The sequence below is a fragment of the Salimicrobium salexigens genome (assembly GCF_900156705.1).
In the GTDB taxonomy this organism is placed as follows: Bacteria; Bacillota; Bacilli; order Bacillales; family Halobacillaceae; genus Salimicrobium; species Salimicrobium album.
Genome location: NZ_FTOK01000001.1, coordinates 222,946 through 239,082 on the forward strand (window position 1 = coordinate 222,946; position 16,137 = coordinate 239,082).

Below are 16,137 nucleotides of genomic sequence, written 5' to 3' on the forward strand. Positions count from 1 at the left end.
AACCCCTCCCGGATATCTATTTTGGTTATTGTAACACAACAGGTCAGTGAAAAGTAGTCGTGTTTTCTGATGTTTTCTTTTCGTTGCCCGAGGGAAGTACGGGAAGAGATTGTTCAAGGAGGCAACGATTATGGTAAAAGCATTTGTGTTCGACGCGTATGGTACTCTCTTTGACGTGCATTCGGTCAAAGAGGAGTGTAATAAATGGTTCCCGGAAAAAGGGGATGCCATCAGTACAACATGGAGGGAGAAACAGCTGAATTACTTTTTCTTAAGACAGTTGATGGAACGGTACGAGCCCTTTGACCAGATAACGCGGGAATCTCTCAAATACGCCTGCAAAGCGAACGGAGCGCAGCTCACAGAAGAATCGGAACAAGCTTTAATGGAAGCATATCTGAACCTGGAGCTTTTCGAAGAAGTGGGAGAAATTCTGTCACAGCTGAACGACAAAAGGCTTGTCGTCTTTTCAAATGGCTCTCCCGGCATGATAGACCCGCTTGTGGGTCGTTCGGATATAAGCGGTAACATTGATGAGGTGTTGAGTGCGGACGGTATTAAGCAGTACAAACCGGTTCCTGCAGCTTATTATTATGCTCAGCAGGAACTCGAGCTCGAGAAGGAGGAGATTCTCTTTATGTCCTCCAACCCATGGGACATTACGGGCGCTTCAAGTTACGGGTTCCATACCGCCTGGATAAACCGGAAAGGACTTCAGAGAGAAGAATTCGACATCCAGCCTGAGGTGGAGTACGACGACCTGAAAGGGCTGCTCGAGTGGAAATAGGCTAAGATTCATAAAGTTTTGTTAGCCAGAAAGGCTTCAGCTTGCACTGCATGCACAGAGAAGGGTGTCTTCCCGTGAAGATATCCTTCTTTTTTTAATGTACTTATAGTGGAACTGATTGTTTCTCTTGTCGATCCTACCATGTGGGCCAGGTCTTTATGGGTGAGCTCAGCTTCCACTGTCTGCCATTCGCCCTGACGATGCCCGGTCTTCTCGCTTAAGATAAGAAGAAGGTAGAGGGATCTGTGCTTCACGTCGGAAAGAGCCATTTTTTCGGAGAAATTCTGAAGTTCTTTCAATCGTTCGGTTAATAGACTGATAAGCCGAAGGGCGGTAGCGGGGTTGTCTTCAAGAAATGCTTCCATATTTTCCTGCTTTACGACGCAGATATAGGAATCTGTCATTGCTTCCGCATAAGTGGCGTCGTCCGAAAGACTGAGAGAAGAAGTCTCTCCGAAAAGGTTTCAATCAACGAGCACATCTATAGTGAACTGTTTACCTTCCTCATTCACCCGGTAAAGACGAACTTGTCCCTGTTTCAGGAAATAAAGCACTTCCACAGGAGTGTCAGGCGTGTAGATTAATGTACCTTTTTTCACCGTGGTCATTTGTGTGATCATGTCTATTTCTTTTAATTTATTATCGGGCATTTCTTCGAAAAGGCTGATTTCCGAAAGTAAACGTAATTTATTCATAACAGGCTCCCTTTGTCAGCAATAGATAATACATTATTTTATCATGAATGATGCAGGAACAGATAAAGGAAGACCTTTAAGATCAGAGAACAATGGGGCAATCCCTTGATTTATAAGCGGTTATATTTTATAGTAATAAAACCAAGTAAATTAATCAGCAAAGGGTGTTTTATAAATGAACGTAAAAGTACAGCCTGTCGAAGAAGTTAAAGAACCTGTAGAAAAGGAAAAAAGAGCACTGGACAGTCCTCAAACGAATCTTATAGCCGGGGGTGCAGCAGTGGGTGCAGCTTTACTCATTTATCTCTTTGCTACTCAAGCGATTTCCCAGCCGATTCTTCTGCTTATCGGGTTGGGACTCGGCTACACACTGTTCCATGCAAGGTTCGGTTTCACTTCCGCTTTCCGTAAACTAATGGCTGTTGGAAACGGGGAAGCGCTCAGGTCCCACATGGTAATGCTTGCGGTCGCCGTTACATTATTCGCTCCTATACTCGCTTTTGGAGTATCTTTTTTCGGAGGAGAAGTATCAGGTTATGTATCTCCCGTCGGAGTGAGTCTGTTCGTTGGGGCTTTTATGTTCGGAATAGGAATGCAGCTCGGTGGCGGCTGTGCTTCGGGCACACTTTACGCTGTCGGTGGCGGCAGGTCTATTATGTTTGTCACCCTTCTGTTTTTCATTATAGGTTCCACCGTCGGAGCTTATCATCTTCCTTTCTGGACCGAAGAGATGCCTTCATTTGAACCGGTCTCCCTGGCGACTTCGACCGGACTCGGTTACGGAGGGGCGTGGGTGCTGTCTCTCGCAATATTCGGGTTAGTAGCACTGATCACTCTCTGGTTGGAGAAGAAAAAACGTCCGCCTAAACAGGCCCCTGTACCTTCAGCGGGAGGATGGAAGCGTATCCTCAGAGGGTCGTGGCCATTGTTCGCCGCTGCAATTATACTTGCGGTTCTTAACGCCCTTACGCTTATGACGCGCGGATCTCCATGGGGCGTAACCAGTGCTTTTGCCTTATGGGGGTCAAAAGCGGCTATGTTCTTCGGTATTGATGTAAGCAGTTGGGGATACTGGCAGGGGGCCAACGCCGAAGTGCTCCAGTCCTCTATATTTGCAGATTCTACTACAGTGTTGAATCTGGGGGTTATTCTCGGGGCATTTCTTGCTTCCGCTGCGGGCGGTCTGTTCCGGTTTACGCGAATTACGCTGCGGAATTTCATGGCATCAGTCATCGGTGGTCTTATGCTCGGGTACGGGGCGCGTCTTGCATTCGGATGTAATATCGGAGCTTATTTCGGCGGTATTGCGTCCTTCAGTCTGCACGGATATATATGGGGGATACTGGCACTTGCCGGTACATTCGTCGCATTATTCCTGCGCCCATTCTTCGGTCTTTCGGTACCGAAACCGAAAGATACATTCTGTTAGGATTTTGGATGAAAGGCTCTCCGGAACAATATCCGGGGAGTTTTTTTATGTATCGAAAGTTGACACCCCACCCGTTTCGGATAAAATGGAAGGGACCCCTGTCAGTAGTGGAGGCTGATTCGAGATGAACGACAGGCAAATGGATCTATTACACAAATTGTTACTTCAATCGGGTGATTTTACTTATATAAAGGCTCTGGCAGGTGAGCTTGGCTGTTCGGAGAAGACGATTCGCAATGATTTGAAAGAAGTCGGTCTGTTTCTTGAAACACATTCCCGCGCACAACTGATCAGGAAGCCGGGAGCCGGTGTCCAGGTGTCAGTCGGGGAAGAAGAAAGAGAACGTATTTTTAAGCTGTTGCACACCGGTTCCGACAAAGACACAAAACGGCGCCAGGAGATCGGTTATCGTTTGTTAGTGGAAAAGAATCCGCTGACTGTCAGCAGGTTGACCAGGGAATTTTTTGTTTCTGTGAAAGAAATCAAAAAAGACTTGTCCATTATTTCCGACTGGCTTATCTCTTATAATATTGAACTGATATCCAGGCAGCGACGTGGAGTGACTGTCACAGGGGAGGAACTCAGCAGGAGGAATGCTCTTGCCCATTTATATGAACTGAGCTCCCGGCAATCAGGCACGCCCCGCTCGCTTCTGATGTTATTCCCGGATCACGAAGTGACATACGTCAATAAGAAGATCTCTGACCTTATGGATGAGTGGAATTGGAAAATTTCTTCGGATGAACAGGAGAACCTTTTGATTCACCTTCTGATCATACTAAAAAGGGTCAGGCAGTCCTCTGCAATCCTGATGAAAAATGATGAAGTAGTCCAGGTGAGAGGGACACGGGAGTATACCATGACAGAAGAGCTGTCTGAAAGAATCAATGATCAACTGAAGGTGTCTCTTCCGGTGTCAGAGAAAGTATACTTTACTCTTCATCTACTCAGCTATTCTGCAGGAGATTCGCTTCAAAAAGATGAGCACATCGACAGTCTGGTACATGAACTTGGAGCACAGTTGACAAATCAGCTGCAGATTATGACTGTAGTGCCTTTCGACCAGGACGACATTTTGGAGGAAGGGCTTCATGTACATCTCCCTTCTGCTGTCCACCGGGTCGCCAATGGTCTGACCATCAGAAATCCGATGCTTGAGGAAATCAAAAATATGTATCCTTATATGTTCAGTATGGTTGTCATGGCGCTGGAAGAAGTGAATAAACGTCACTCCCTTTCCGTTCCGGAAGATGAAGCTGCCTATCTCGTGCTGCATTTCCAGGCTTCGTTGGAAAGACTGAACAAAAAGCGGGATGCCAGAAAAAAAGTGGTGATCGTTTGTGAACTTGGTATCGGAATGTCTCATCTTTTGCAGGCGAAACTTGAACAATCCTACCAGGATATGGAGGTCGTCGGAAGTATAGGGACGGGGGGACTGGAGGGGATGATTACTGATCATCACGTTGATTTCATTATATCTACGAGGGAACTTGAAGAGCCCCGTCTTCCGGTAGTAGTGATATCCCCTTTATTGAAGGCGGAGGATCGCAGAAAAATAGACCGGTTCCTTCACGTGAAGGAAACAGGACCGATAGATTCGCCTTCCATAAACGCCTGGCTCGAAGAAGGGGAGATAGAATTGGGGATTGACCCGGTTCATCGCTATGAGTTAATAGAAGAACTGGGCAGAAAACTGGTTCAAAAAGGGAAGGTATCGTCACAGTTTCCTGCGAAGGCGGTGATGAGGGAGAAGATGTCTGCGACAGAGATAGGGAATGGCATAGCCATCCCCCACGCCCCGCCTGAAGAAGTTTATCAATCTTCAGTTTCTCTCGCAGTTTTCAAAGAACCGGTGTTATGGAGAAAAGAGAAGGTCTCTGTCGTTTTTCTTCTGGCTATTTCCAATAAAGACCGGGAAAGTATGAAACCGCTTATGAATATGATCTCCAGGCTGGGAGCAGAAACGCATCTGCTGGAACAGCTGAAGAACGCAACAACATTCGAAATGGTAGAAGATGTATTAAAATAATCGCTTTCTTTGCCGCAGTACCGGTAAAAGAAGTGATTATTTTTTAGTTTTGCGCATTTATAATTAAGACAGAACTCGATCAGAGGAGGAAAAGATATGAAGGTACTTGCGGTCACAGCATGTCCTGTCGGGATAGCGCATACGTATATGGCAGCTGAAAATCTCCAGAAAGCCGGAGAAGAACTAGGCATAGATATCAAAGTGGAAACTCAGGGCTCCATCGGAGTGGAAAACGAATTGACGAAGAAAGATATAGCTGAAGCAGACGGTATCATCATCGCCAGTGATAAAGAAGTATCGAAAGAACGGTTTGAAGGCAAGCCGCTATTAGTGGTCGGTGTACAAAAAGGAATACGTGAGCCGAAGAATCTTATCGAACGCGTTATGGAAGGTGACGTACCCGTATACAAAGGCGCGATGCCTGATGCGGAAACAGTGAAAGCGAAAAAGAAAGATAAAGAGAACCCGGTATACAAACATCTGATGAACGGAGTATCGTACATGATTCCGTTTATCGTGGTGGGCGGACTGCTGATTGCCATCGCTTTGGCCTTCGGAGGTGACCAGACTCCGGGAGGACTGCAGGTGCCCGAGGATTCTTTCTGGAAACAGATTGAAAATATCGGAGCGGCTTCATTCAGCTTTATGGTCCCTATTCTTGCAGGCTTTATAGCTGTAAGTATTGCAGACCGTCCCGGTCTTGCACCTGGTATGATCGGAGGGTACATTGCAGCGAACGGAAGTTTTTATGGAAGTGAAGCGGGAGCAGGATTTCTCGGTGGTATCCTTGCCGGTTTCCTCGCAGGGTATGTAGCGCTCGGTATTAAAAAGATTAAAGTTCCTAAATCTGTACAGCCTGTCATGCCTATCATTTTCATCCCGATTCTTGCATCACTGGTTGTCGGGGTCCTTTTCATTCTTGTCATCGGGGCACCGGTAGCAGGCATTTTCGAAGGGCTGACCCAGTGGCTCGAAGGCATGCAGGGGGCCAGTTCCATAGTTCTCGCCCTGATTTTGGGTGCCATGATTGCCGTAGATATGGGTGGTCCTTTCAACAAAGTCGCCTTCCTTTTCGGAGCTGCAATGATCAGTGAAGGGAACTATGAAATAATGGGGCCTATCGCCGCGGCTATTGCCATCCCGCCGCTCGGTATGGGACTGGCAACATTTATGAATAAGAAAAAATATCATCAGGCTGAACGAGAGACCGGCAAGGCGTCCTTCACCATGGGTTTCTTCGGAATTACAGAAGGAGCGATACCTTTCGCAGCCCAGGATCCGCTCCGCGTCATTCCGAGTATCGTTGCCGGATCGATGACAGGTTCCGTAATAGCTATGCTTTCCGGTGTCGGAGACCGTGTGGCTCATGGAGGGCCGATCGTAGCCATACTGGGAGCCGTCAATAACGTACTGATGTTCTTTGTAGCCATTATCGCAGGTACGATAGTGACAGCCCTGCTGATAAACTTTCTGAAGAAAGATGTAGCTGTTGAAACAGATATGTCTGAAGAAGAATCTTCTGATATTACAGTAGCTGATACCGGAAGCAGAGAACAGGAAACAACAATCAGCCGGAATGAAAACAAACCGATTCATCAGCTGGAGGATATTATGACTCCCGAACTTGCAACTATTTCTCTCAAAGGAGAGAAGAAGGAATCAGTCGTGGATGAAATGATCGATATGCTTGATAAAGCCGGGTTGTTGAGTTCAAAGGCGGAATTCCGGGAAGCTATTATAGCCAGGGAAGAACAGAGCAGTACCGGTCTTGGCATGGGAATCGCCATCCCTCACGGAAAATCCGAAGCAGTAAACGAGCCGGCCGTAGTGTTTGGAAGGCAGAGTAACGGTGTCGACTGGAACAGTGCCGATGGAGAAGAAGCAAAACTTATTTTTATGATCGCCGTTCCGAAAGGTCGGGAAGGAGAAGATCACTTGAAAATACTGCAGATGTTATCCAGAAAACTGATGGATGAGAGCTACCGGGAACAGCTGTTGAAAGCCGAATCGGATAAAGAAGCTTATGAACTTCTGAGAACTATCCGGTAGCACACGACCGTCATAGTGCGACAAGACCCCCCTGTACAGGCAGAGGGGTTCTTGTTAATGATAAAATCAGTATATGGCGGAGGACTTGAGTAACTGATAACAGAATACCGGAGGAGGATGTCCGTAATGGAAACGAAAGAGTATCTGGAAGACTGGAAACGTACACTGAGAAGAGATCTGGATGATACGACCAGAGAGTTACAAACACTCAGAAAAGAATACCGGAGAGAACAGAAACTGAGGGATATACAGATAGAAAGACTGAGAAAGTGGACCGAAGAAGATATGGCAGAAGACGTAAAAACAGATTTGACGGAAAGCCTCGAACTGCTGCAGGAAATCAAAGAAGAAAAAGAAGAAAGGATTTCCTGGCTGGAAACGTCAAAAAAATCGACGGAGTTCATGATCCGTAAGATTGATGAAGAACTTGAGCTTGATTGAATGGGGGATGTAAGCTGGCTTACACCTCCGGAGTGGTCTTTTGTTCACCGGATAGAAGCTGTGATAAAGTCTGATTTATACCAGCGCACCTGGTATGACTACTAAAACAGGAGGATGATTTTTCATGGCCGAGAAGCATGAATTGGTTACGGCAATCTCAAAAGGTATGAATACGAAAGCGGAGTCGGAAGGGCATAACGTAGTTATTGATGAGCCGGCGAACATGGGGGGTACGGACGAAGGTGCCAACCCGCTTGGTACACTACTCGCTTCGCTTGCAGGGTGTGAAAACGCCATTGCCAATTTTGTCGCAAAAGAAATGGAATTCGATCTTCAGGGGATAGATTTCGAAATCGACGGAGAAATGGACCCGCGTGGTATGATGGGACAAGAAGGAATTCGTCCTTATTTCAAAAAGGTTAGCGTTCATGCTAAAGTACACACGAGTGAAACAGAAGAACGCGTAAAGGAGCTTCAGGAGAAAGTGGATCGTCGCTGTCCTGTGTTTACCACTCTGGAAGCGGCTGACGTAGAGATGATCCCTGAATGGGTGAAAGCTTGACAATAAAGATGAAGTCCGGAGATATTTTGCCTCTACGGACTTTTTTAATGTAAGATTCCTCAGGCTTTTCTGCCTTTATATCCACTTCTAAACACTTCCTGCACCCGGTGTACCGTTACGTAGGCATCGGCATCGATGTCTTCCACCAGCTTTCTCAGCTGGACGATTTCCCGCTTGTTGATGACAAGATAAAGGATATCACGGTTCTCCCGGGTATAACCCCCTTCTGCTTCCATTACGGTTACACCCCGGGACATCTGGACAAGAATTGCGTTAAGCAGTTCTATGTTTTTTTCGGAAATAATCATAACGGCACTTCTTTCTTCCGCACCTTCGATAAGCATGTCGATTATTTTAGCACCGATATATACGGAAATAAGAGTATACATAGCTCTTTCCCGGCCGATGACGAATGCGCTTCCCGCAATAACAAGAATATCAAGCCCGAGCATGGCCGATCCTACACTTGTGCCGAGCAGCTTATTCATCATATTTGCAAGAATCGTTGTGCCACCGGTCGTTCCGCCGGCCCGGAAAATCATGCCGATACCGAGACCCACGGCCAGTCCTGCAAACAGAGCCGCGAGGAGGCGGTCATCCATCGCCTCTCCCCACCCTTCAGTGATAATAAGGAATATGGAGTTCAGTATAATTGCGATAATTGTATAAATGATAGTTCTTTTCGTGAAGTATCGGTACCCTATAACGACGAGAGTAGTATTCAGTACGAAGTTCACGATACCGGGTGACCATTCGAACAGATAATAAGTAACGATGGTGATACCGAATACTCCACCTTCGGAAAGCTGGTTCGGTATGACGAAATAGTTGATGCCGATAGAAAGTATAAAACTGCCGGCGATAAGTATTAATAGATCACGTATGTTCCGTTCCACGGCGAACACCTCCTCCATGGTCAATCATATCTTATATATATCCAAATGTTAACGGAGGATTATCGTCTTCTCCTGTTGAAAGACTTCGTTTACAAACCTTTCTCTCTAATTTACACTACATTAGACGATACATATTGGAAAAAAGAGGAGGAATTGCAGTATGGCCCAATGGCAGACACCGGAAGAACTCGAACAGCTTCTTACTGAACTGGTGAGCTGGCAAAGTCGCTCCTGGACGGAAGGGGAAAGGATATTCCCCCATCATCTGATGAATAAACTGACAAACGTTCCTTACTTCCGGGAAAACAGTCAAAATCTGACGTTCTTCAAAACGCCGGACGGTCGTGAAGGGGTCAATGCTTTGTATTTATCAGGGAAATCCCGCCGTACTATCGTCCTTCTCAGCCACTTTGATACGGTGAACACGGAGGATTACGGTCACCTGGAGAATCTGGCTTTTCACCCCCAACGGCTCACGGAGACTCTTCATGATTATAAAGAGGAACTTCCGGAAGAAGCGAGGGGGGATCTTGAATCCGGAGAGTATCTGTTTGGTCGCGGAGTTATGGACATGAAGATGGGGCTCACTCTGCATATGAGTATTATTGCCAGAGCAAGCGAAGAACAATGGCCTGTGAACATTTTGCTCGTGACAGTGCCGGATGAAGAAGTAGACTCTGCAGGTATGAGAGAAGCAGTACCTGCCATCCGCGATATACAACACCGGTATGACCTCGATATAACTCTGTTTCTGAACAGCGAACCTACTTTTCAGGAGCTCGGAGACGAACATTTTTATATGTATTCGGGTTCTATCGGAAAAATCATGCCTGCAGCATTATTGTACGGAAAAGAAACGCACGTCGGGAATCCGATGAGCGGTCTGACTGCTAATTATATGGCGACGTTTTTAACACAGAAAATGGAATGGAATCCCGAATTTCGTGAAACGGAAATGGGAGAGAGCACTCCGTTACCGATATCTTTACGTCAGAAAGATCTGATGGGCACGGGATACTCGACTCAGACACCGTACCGTGCTCAGGTACTGTTCAATGCATTCCTGTTCAAACGTTCGGCGAAGGATATTTTTGAACTATTCCGGAAAACTGCCGAAGAAGCAGCGGAAGCCTGCAACAGCTCATATGAAGAAGTGTGCCGACGGGAAGACGTACAGCCGCTCGGGAAGGTGGAAGTCATGGAGTACCGGGAGCTTCTGCATTATGCCGAAAGAAAACTCGGAAAAGACATGGTCCGGATATACATTAAAGAAGTGATGGAGAAAGAAGAACAGGATGACCGGGAAGTGGCCGTGCGTATTGTAGATAAGCTTATTTTGCACTGCCAGGAACTGGGACCCGTCATAATCCTTCTTTTCGCTACTCCTTATTATCCTGCTGTCAATTCGTCAGAGGACCCGGTGGTGATGGGAGCAGTGGACGTAATTCAGCAGAAGGCAAAAGAGGCCTTTGATCTTACTGTTACTCAGGTACACTATTTTAACGGCATCTCCGACTTGAGCTATGTGAACTACAACGGGGAGACGGAAGGATGGAAAGCATTTGAACGTAACTCACCTGTGTGGGGAGAGCGTTATACCATTCCGTTTGAAGATATGGAGAAGCTGAGGGCGCCGGTAATGAATCTGGGACCTTACGGAAAAGACGCCCATAAACGCACGGAACGACTGCATAAGAAAAATGCTTTTCAAGAAATACCCGTGCTGTTAGAAACGCTTATCGATTACATCAGTGAACGCGACTGATGATACCCGGGGCCCGGGCAGTGCAATCACTTTACTCGAACTCACACATCCTGCAGGCTGCTTTTCTCTAAAAAATAGGGAATAAGTTACCATAGGAGCAAAATTCACGGTTTAAAGAGAAGATATTCGGTTATATTCAATAATATTGTCATCATAAATAGAAAAGGGGGGAGAAATCATGAGTAATAATAAATTCAGAGTCGGGCTGATCACAGCGCCGGGGTATGCCAAACGTATCAGTGAAGGTTTGAGTCACGCCCTTCCTGATCTGCTCAGTTACTACGTGGACGACCGGGTCGAATGGGAAGTGGAATATGAAACTGATGCCCTCACAGGGGCCACCGAGAATTCATCGGAGATTCTTGGCGCTACTTTCGATAAGAAAGAAGAGCATGAATGGGATTACGTTATATCCCTTACGGATTTACCTTTATTCAAAAGAAAGAAAGCGATCGTGGCGGAAGCTTATGTTGAACAGAATACTGCTCTGTTAAGTATACCGGCTCTCGGGGTCACTCCCCTTATTAAACGTATACGTGAATCGACGGTGCAGCTTATCAACGAAATGTACTACGGTACGTCCGACGAGGATAGGGAACAAGCCGAAAAACGTATTCAGCAGAAAGATCAGGAAGATTATGGGGAGCACCAGGAACTTAAAAATAAAGACGCAAAGAGACTTGTCGGAAAACGATTCCTTGACCGTCTCTCTCCCATCCAGAGGGAAACTCCGGATGAAGAAGAGTCGAACATAGATGTCCGGTTCACAGTCAGATCGAAATGGGTCGGAGCACTGAGAATACTGGCCGGAATGATTCGCGCGAACCGGCCCTGGGCGATGTTTCCTTCTTTTATGAAGTTAATTGTCGTAGCTTTTGCTACCGGAGCTTATGCCCTCGTTTTTCCGACATTGTGGATGTTGAGCAGCAATTATGGCATATGGCGCATGGTCATGGTGTCCGTCGTAGCCATTACGGCCATGGTGCTGTGGATAACGCTTGCCCACCAGTTGTGGGAGTCGAAACGTAAGGCGACCAAAAACTATTTGAGGAAGTTATACAACCTGGCTACGATTTCGACCCTGTTTTTAACAGTACTCATGTATTATGGTCTGCTATTTATACTATTTTCTATCGCAGTGGTCGTTCTGATTCCGATGGGTATGCTGGAATCCCAGGTCTCTTCTGAAGTCGGCTACGTCAACTATGTTTACATTGCGTGGACGGCTACAAGTATTGCTACGATCATCGGCGCACTCGGTTCAGCTCTTGAAAATGAAGAAGTCGTTCTTTCTGCAGCTTACGGATACCGTCAGCGTCAGCGTTATAATCAGCTGAAAAGTGCACAGGAAGAAAAGAAAGAGGCACAGGAAGAGAAGAAAGAAGCTCAAGAAGAGAAGAAAGAGGCTGCCCAAGAGAAAAAGGAAAGTCGCTCGGGAGACGGCGAGAGTTCGCAGGATGGAACAAAAGAAGCGGCAGAAGCGAAAAAAGAAGCCGCAGAAGCTAAAAAAGAGAGCCAGGAAGAAGAACAGAAAGCTGCTGAAGAGAAAAAGCAGGCAACCGAAGAGAAAAAAGAAAAGTGATAAAGAATCACAGTTGACTTCACAGTCGATTGTGATTTTTTATGACTAATTGGTCAAATTATTTTTATTGAAAAGTTTTACGGGCGGATAAATCGTTTATGGAACTTTAAAGTGTTATCTTTATCTTAAAGAAACCTGTGTTATTAAAAATTATTCTCTTTTGTGTGAACGTTTCGTGAAGTAAGAGTTATTCCTTGAAAATGACCGGACAGTCATTTATATTTTATGACTGTACAGTCATAAAACCGAGGAATAAATTATCTTCTTTTTAAATGAGAAGATTGAGAGGAGCACGTGCAATATGAAACTTTGGAACTTATCGATAAGGCGACCGAAATTTACTATCGTCATTATGCTCGTACTACTGATACTTGGGGCGGTCTCCCTGTCACGACTGCCAATCAAGCTTTTCCCTGACGTGGAGGCACCTGCAGCGGCAGTTACAGCAAGTTACCCAGGGGCAGGACCTGAGGAGGTGCTGAGTGATGTAACGAAAGAACTTGAAGGAGAACTTTCGGACACCTCGGGGCTTGAAAACTTAACGTCGCAGTCCATGGAAGGGTCTGCCATACTCATTATGGAATTTTCGTCAGGAACAAATCTTGATGATATTGAAACGGAAATCGTCTCCACCATGAATCAGGCAGATCTGCCCGAAGAAGCGGGATCTCCAACATTTCTTAAATTCGATCCGTCCGCACTTCCAAGTATGCAGCTCGCCGTATCTTCAGGAGGAGATAAAGTTATCGATTTTCAGGATTCGGCAGCCGATCTGAATCAGGAACTTTCAAGAGTAAATGGTGTCGCTGATGTTTCCGAAACAGGAACGATAACGGAGAAGTTCCAGGTAAGGCTGGACCAGCAGGCGCTACAGGATAACACGCTGAATCAGGATACTGTTGTGCAGGCTATACAATCTCAACAGGCCACAGTGCCAGGGGGCGTCATTGTAAATGAAGACAACCAGCAGACTATCTCTACAAGAGTGCTGAGTGAACTGACTTCCACCGATGAACTTCGGCAAATAACCGTAGGCCAGAACGGGGACGGTGGAAACGTAATACTTGACGACGTCGCGGATGTATCCTTGAGTCCTGAAGAACAGAATGTCATCACACGGGTTGATGAGAAACCAGCGATTCAGTTCGAAGTTACGCAGGAATCAGATGCCAACACGGCCCAGCTTTCGACTGCCGTCAACGATGAAATTGATACGCTTTTAAAAGAAGATGAATACTCCGATCTTCAGGTCGTCAGCATTTACGACGAGGGAGAGTTTGTACAGGCTTCGATCAATAGTGTAATCACCGCACTTGTAAGTGGTGGTATTCTGGCTATGCTCGTACTGTTCGCTTTTCTCCGTAACTTGAAAACGCCACTGATTATAGGTATCGCCATACCGTTTTCCATTATAGTGACGTTTGCGCTGTTTTTCTTTACGAACATCAGTCTCAACATGATGACGCTCGGGGGTCTTGCTCTCGGTATAGGTATGCTGGTCGATAATGCCATCGTCGTCGTGGAAAATATTTATCGACATCTGGCGATGGGTAAAACACCGAAGGAAGCAGCATCTGAAGGGACACGGGAAGTAGCCGGAGCTATTACTGCTTCGACATTGACTACCGTCTCCATATTCCTGCCGGTAGTGTTCATTTCAGGAATCGCCGGTGACTTGTTTGCACCGCTTTCCATAGCCGTGTCGTTCAGTCTGTTCGCTTCCCTTTTCGTCGCACTGACGGTAGTACCGATGATTGCAAGCCGTATTCTGAAAGCTCCGAGAGTTATAGAAGAAGACAAACGGAAGAACTCCCGCTTTATGAGGGGAATAGAAAAAGCCTCCCGCTGGTCTTTGAAACGAAGAGCTCTCGTTCTGCTTATCACTGCTGCAACTCTTATTGTCGGAGCGCTCGGTCTTACAACTACAGGAGTGGAATTCCTGCCTACTAACGATGAAGGCATGGCCATGATAAAAGTGGAGCATGAAGAAGGAACAAGTCTCAGCCGTACAGAAGAGACGGTTAAGAAAATCGAAGATGAACTGGCCAATGAAGGAATAGTTGCTAACTATATGAGCACGATTGGAGCAACCGCCCAGGGCGCGAGCATGGGAGGCGGTTCGGAAAGTAATATAGCTGAAATATTCGTCTCTTTGAAAGATCAGGAGAAGCGGGATAGGTCCACTGCGGAGTTCATCAGCGAATTCGAAGGAACAGCAGAAGAGACTGATGACTCCGCAGATATTAAGATGACCAATGCCGCATCTTCAGGTTTTGGAGGAGAACCGAATACGTATTCCTTTACTATTGAAGATCCGAACGTAAGCCGTTTGAAAGAAACGAGCAAGGAACTGATTAATGAATTGGAAGATGACAGCATTATCGAAGAAGTTACAAGTTCCGAAGAAGACTCCGTGACGGAACTGCAGGCTACGGTGGATAAAGAAGCAGCAAGAGAGAATGGTATGGCTCCCGCTCAGGTAGCGCAGTCCATTCGTTCCGCTACAAGTGGCACAAATGCAGGATCTATAACGACGGACTCTGATGATACGTATGAAATCAGCGTTCAATATAAAGGGGATATATTGAACAGTCGGGAGAACTTTAAAAACATTACGATCGCTGACGGCCAGGGCGGCTATGTCAAGCTTTCGGATGTGGCAAATATTGAGGAAGGCGGGGCTCCAAGCGTCATAAATCGTGCCGATCAGGTACGGAGCGCCGACTTTACGGTAAGGTTCAACCCGTCGAATGATTTGAGTGATGTCTCAGAAGTAGTCGAATCTACCATCGATGATATTGAATTGGCCGAGGAAGCTGAATTCGTTGTTGGGGGTGACCAGGAACTGGTGAACGATCTGATTGCAGATGTTACCCTGGCATTCGTACTCGGGCTGGTCTTCATCTATCTAGTGATGAGTGCTCAGTTCGAATCATTCAAGCATCCATTTATCATCATGTTTACAGTACCGCTGCTCGTTATCGGGGTTATGCTCTCTCTTACAGTAACCCAGAAACCGATCAGTGCTATGGCTCTCATAGGTGTAGTGGTGCTCGGGGGTATTGTAGTCAATAACGCAATCGTACTTGTTGATTACGTCAATCAACAGAGAGCCAGAGGAATGAATGTCATAGAATCTCTGGTCATCGGCGTAAAAGACCGGACACGTCCGATCCTGATTACCAGTATTACTACGATTCTCGGTGTCTTTCCGCTTGCTCTTGGTATAGGGGAAGGTTCGGCGACGATTCAGCCGATGGGGATCGTCATTATCGGCGGTCTTGTAAGCAGTACTCTGCTCACTCTGTTCGTCATCCCGGTCATTTATACTTTCTTTGATAAATCCACGCGTGATATGAACAAGAAGTATATGACACCGGACGGGGGAGTCGTGTACAAACGTGATCTCCTTGAAGAAAATCATCAGGAACGCAAAGAAAGCACAAATGATCATTTCCTGAATTCAGGAGAAGATAAAGAGGAAGAGGAACGTACTACTGATCAACTTCCTGTATCTGAAGAAAAGAATGACACTGAGGATAATACTTCGGAGAATGGAAAAGAGGAGAAATACTCCAAAAACGAAATTCTTGAAGCACTTGAAGAATTGATGAACAAAGATAAAAATCGCAAAGATAAATAACCGTAAGAGTCTTTTGAATCTTACTTGTACAGATGAGACCGGGTCCTGTGGCCCGGTCTCATTTTTTCTGTAGCTGAAAAAATTTGATATCTCCCTATTTCTTCCGTTCAGGGGAGCAGAGGAGAGTGGAAGAGAAGGGGAACGTTCTTTCCCTGAGGACTGGAGGAAGGTACCGTTTAAGTTTTAATAGTGACCTTCATGTCCCACAGGAATGTGTGAAGGGCTGGTAAGGACTATTCCGTATAGAAGGAATTCCTCT

General features: G+C 46.2%; 12 protein-coding genes. 9 read left to right on the forward strand and 3 right to left on the reverse strand.

From position 1 onward, the window contains the following. The first annotated feature begins 130 nt into the window (after window positions 1–130). Complete coding sequence (locus tag BW931_RS01150) at window positions 131–787, forward strand: haloacid dehalogenase type II (RefSeq protein WP_076569277.1); 657 nt, start codon at window positions 131–133, stop codon at window positions 785–787. An 8-nt stretch (window positions 788–795) separates the two neighbouring features. Here BW931_RS01150 and BW931_RS13655 read toward each other — a convergent pair whose 3' ends face one another. Beyond that, the gene (locus BW931_RS13655; protein WP_234972550.1) at window positions 796–1,191 is read right to left on the reverse strand and encodes a Crp/Fnr family transcriptional regulator; all 396 of its coding nucleotides are present in this window, start codon (window positions 1,189–1,191) and stop codon (window positions 796–798) included. 60 nt (window positions 1,192–1,251) lie between these two features. Further along, on the reverse strand, window positions 1,252–1,482 hold the full coding sequence (locus BW931_RS13660) for a Crp/Fnr family transcriptional regulator (RefSeq protein WP_234972551.1): 231 nt from the start codon (window positions 1,480–1,482) through the stop codon (window positions 1,252–1,254). A gap of 175 nt (window positions 1,483–1,657) precedes the next feature. Between BW931_RS13660 and BW931_RS01160 the strand changes: the two genes are divergently transcribed. From BW931_RS01160 to BW931_RS01180, 5 genes are all read left to right on the forward strand, one after another. After that, on the forward strand, window positions 1,658–2,911 hold the full coding sequence (locus BW931_RS01160; protein WP_076569280.1) for a YeeE/YedE family protein: 1,254 nt from the start codon (window positions 1,658–1,660) through the stop codon (window positions 2,909–2,911). A gap of 124 nt (window positions 2,912–3,035) precedes the next feature. Then, complete coding sequence (locus BW931_RS01165) at window positions 3,036–4,940, forward strand: BglG family transcription antiterminator (RefSeq protein WP_076569283.1); 1,905 nt, start codon at window positions 3,036–3,038, stop codon at window positions 4,938–4,940. Window positions 4,941–5,036: 96 nt separating this feature from the next. Continuing rightward, on the forward strand, window positions 5,037–6,989 hold the full coding sequence (locus tag BW931_RS01170) for a fructose-specific PTS transporter subunit EIIC (RefSeq protein ID WP_076569286.1): 1,953 nt from the start codon (window positions 5,037–5,039) through the stop codon (window positions 6,987–6,989). Window positions 6,990–7,115: 126 nt separating this feature from the next. Continuing rightward, a complete protein-coding gene (locus BW931_RS01175) occupies window positions 7,116–7,430 on the forward strand; it encodes a hypothetical protein (RefSeq protein ID WP_076569289.1) in 315 nt (104 codons plus the stop codon). 124 nt (window positions 7,431–7,554) lie between these two features. Continuing rightward, window positions 7,555–7,992, forward strand: coding sequence for an OsmC family protein (locus tag BW931_RS01180; protein WP_008589900.1), 438 nt, complete (start codon window positions 7,555–7,557; stop codon window positions 7,990–7,992). A gap of 59 nt (window positions 7,993–8,051) precedes the next feature. Here the strand turns inward: BW931_RS01180 and BW931_RS01185 are convergent, their stop codons facing one another. After that, on the reverse strand, window positions 8,052–8,888 hold the full coding sequence (locus BW931_RS01185) for a YitT family protein (RefSeq protein WP_093105284.1): 837 nt from the start codon (window positions 8,886–8,888) through the stop codon (window positions 8,052–8,054). A gap of 160 nt (window positions 8,889–9,048) precedes the next feature. Here BW931_RS01185 and BW931_RS01190 point away from each other — a divergent pair, with 160 nt between their 5' ends. The 3 genes from BW931_RS01190 (at window position 9,049) to BW931_RS01200 (ending at window position 15,878) form a co-directional block, all read left to right on the forward strand. Then, window positions 9,049–10,653 (forward strand): M20/M25/M40 family metallo-hydrolase, encoded by a 1,605-nt coding sequence (locus BW931_RS01190; RefSeq protein ID WP_076569294.1) that lies wholly within the window; start codon window positions 9,049–9,051, stop codon window positions 10,651–10,653. A 178-nt stretch (window positions 10,654–10,831) separates the two neighbouring features. Further along, the gene (locus BW931_RS01195) at window positions 10,832–12,235 is read left to right on the forward strand and encodes an MFS transporter (RefSeq protein WP_076569296.1); all 1,404 of its coding nucleotides are present in this window, start codon (window positions 10,832–10,834) and stop codon (window positions 12,233–12,235) included. A 301-nt stretch (window positions 12,236–12,536) separates the two neighbouring features. Next, on the forward strand, window positions 12,537–15,878 hold the full coding sequence (locus BW931_RS01200; RefSeq protein ID WP_076569299.1) for an efflux RND transporter permease subunit: 3,342 nt from the start codon (window positions 12,537–12,539) through the stop codon (window positions 15,876–15,878). Window positions 15,879–16,137: the final 259 nt, after the last annotated feature.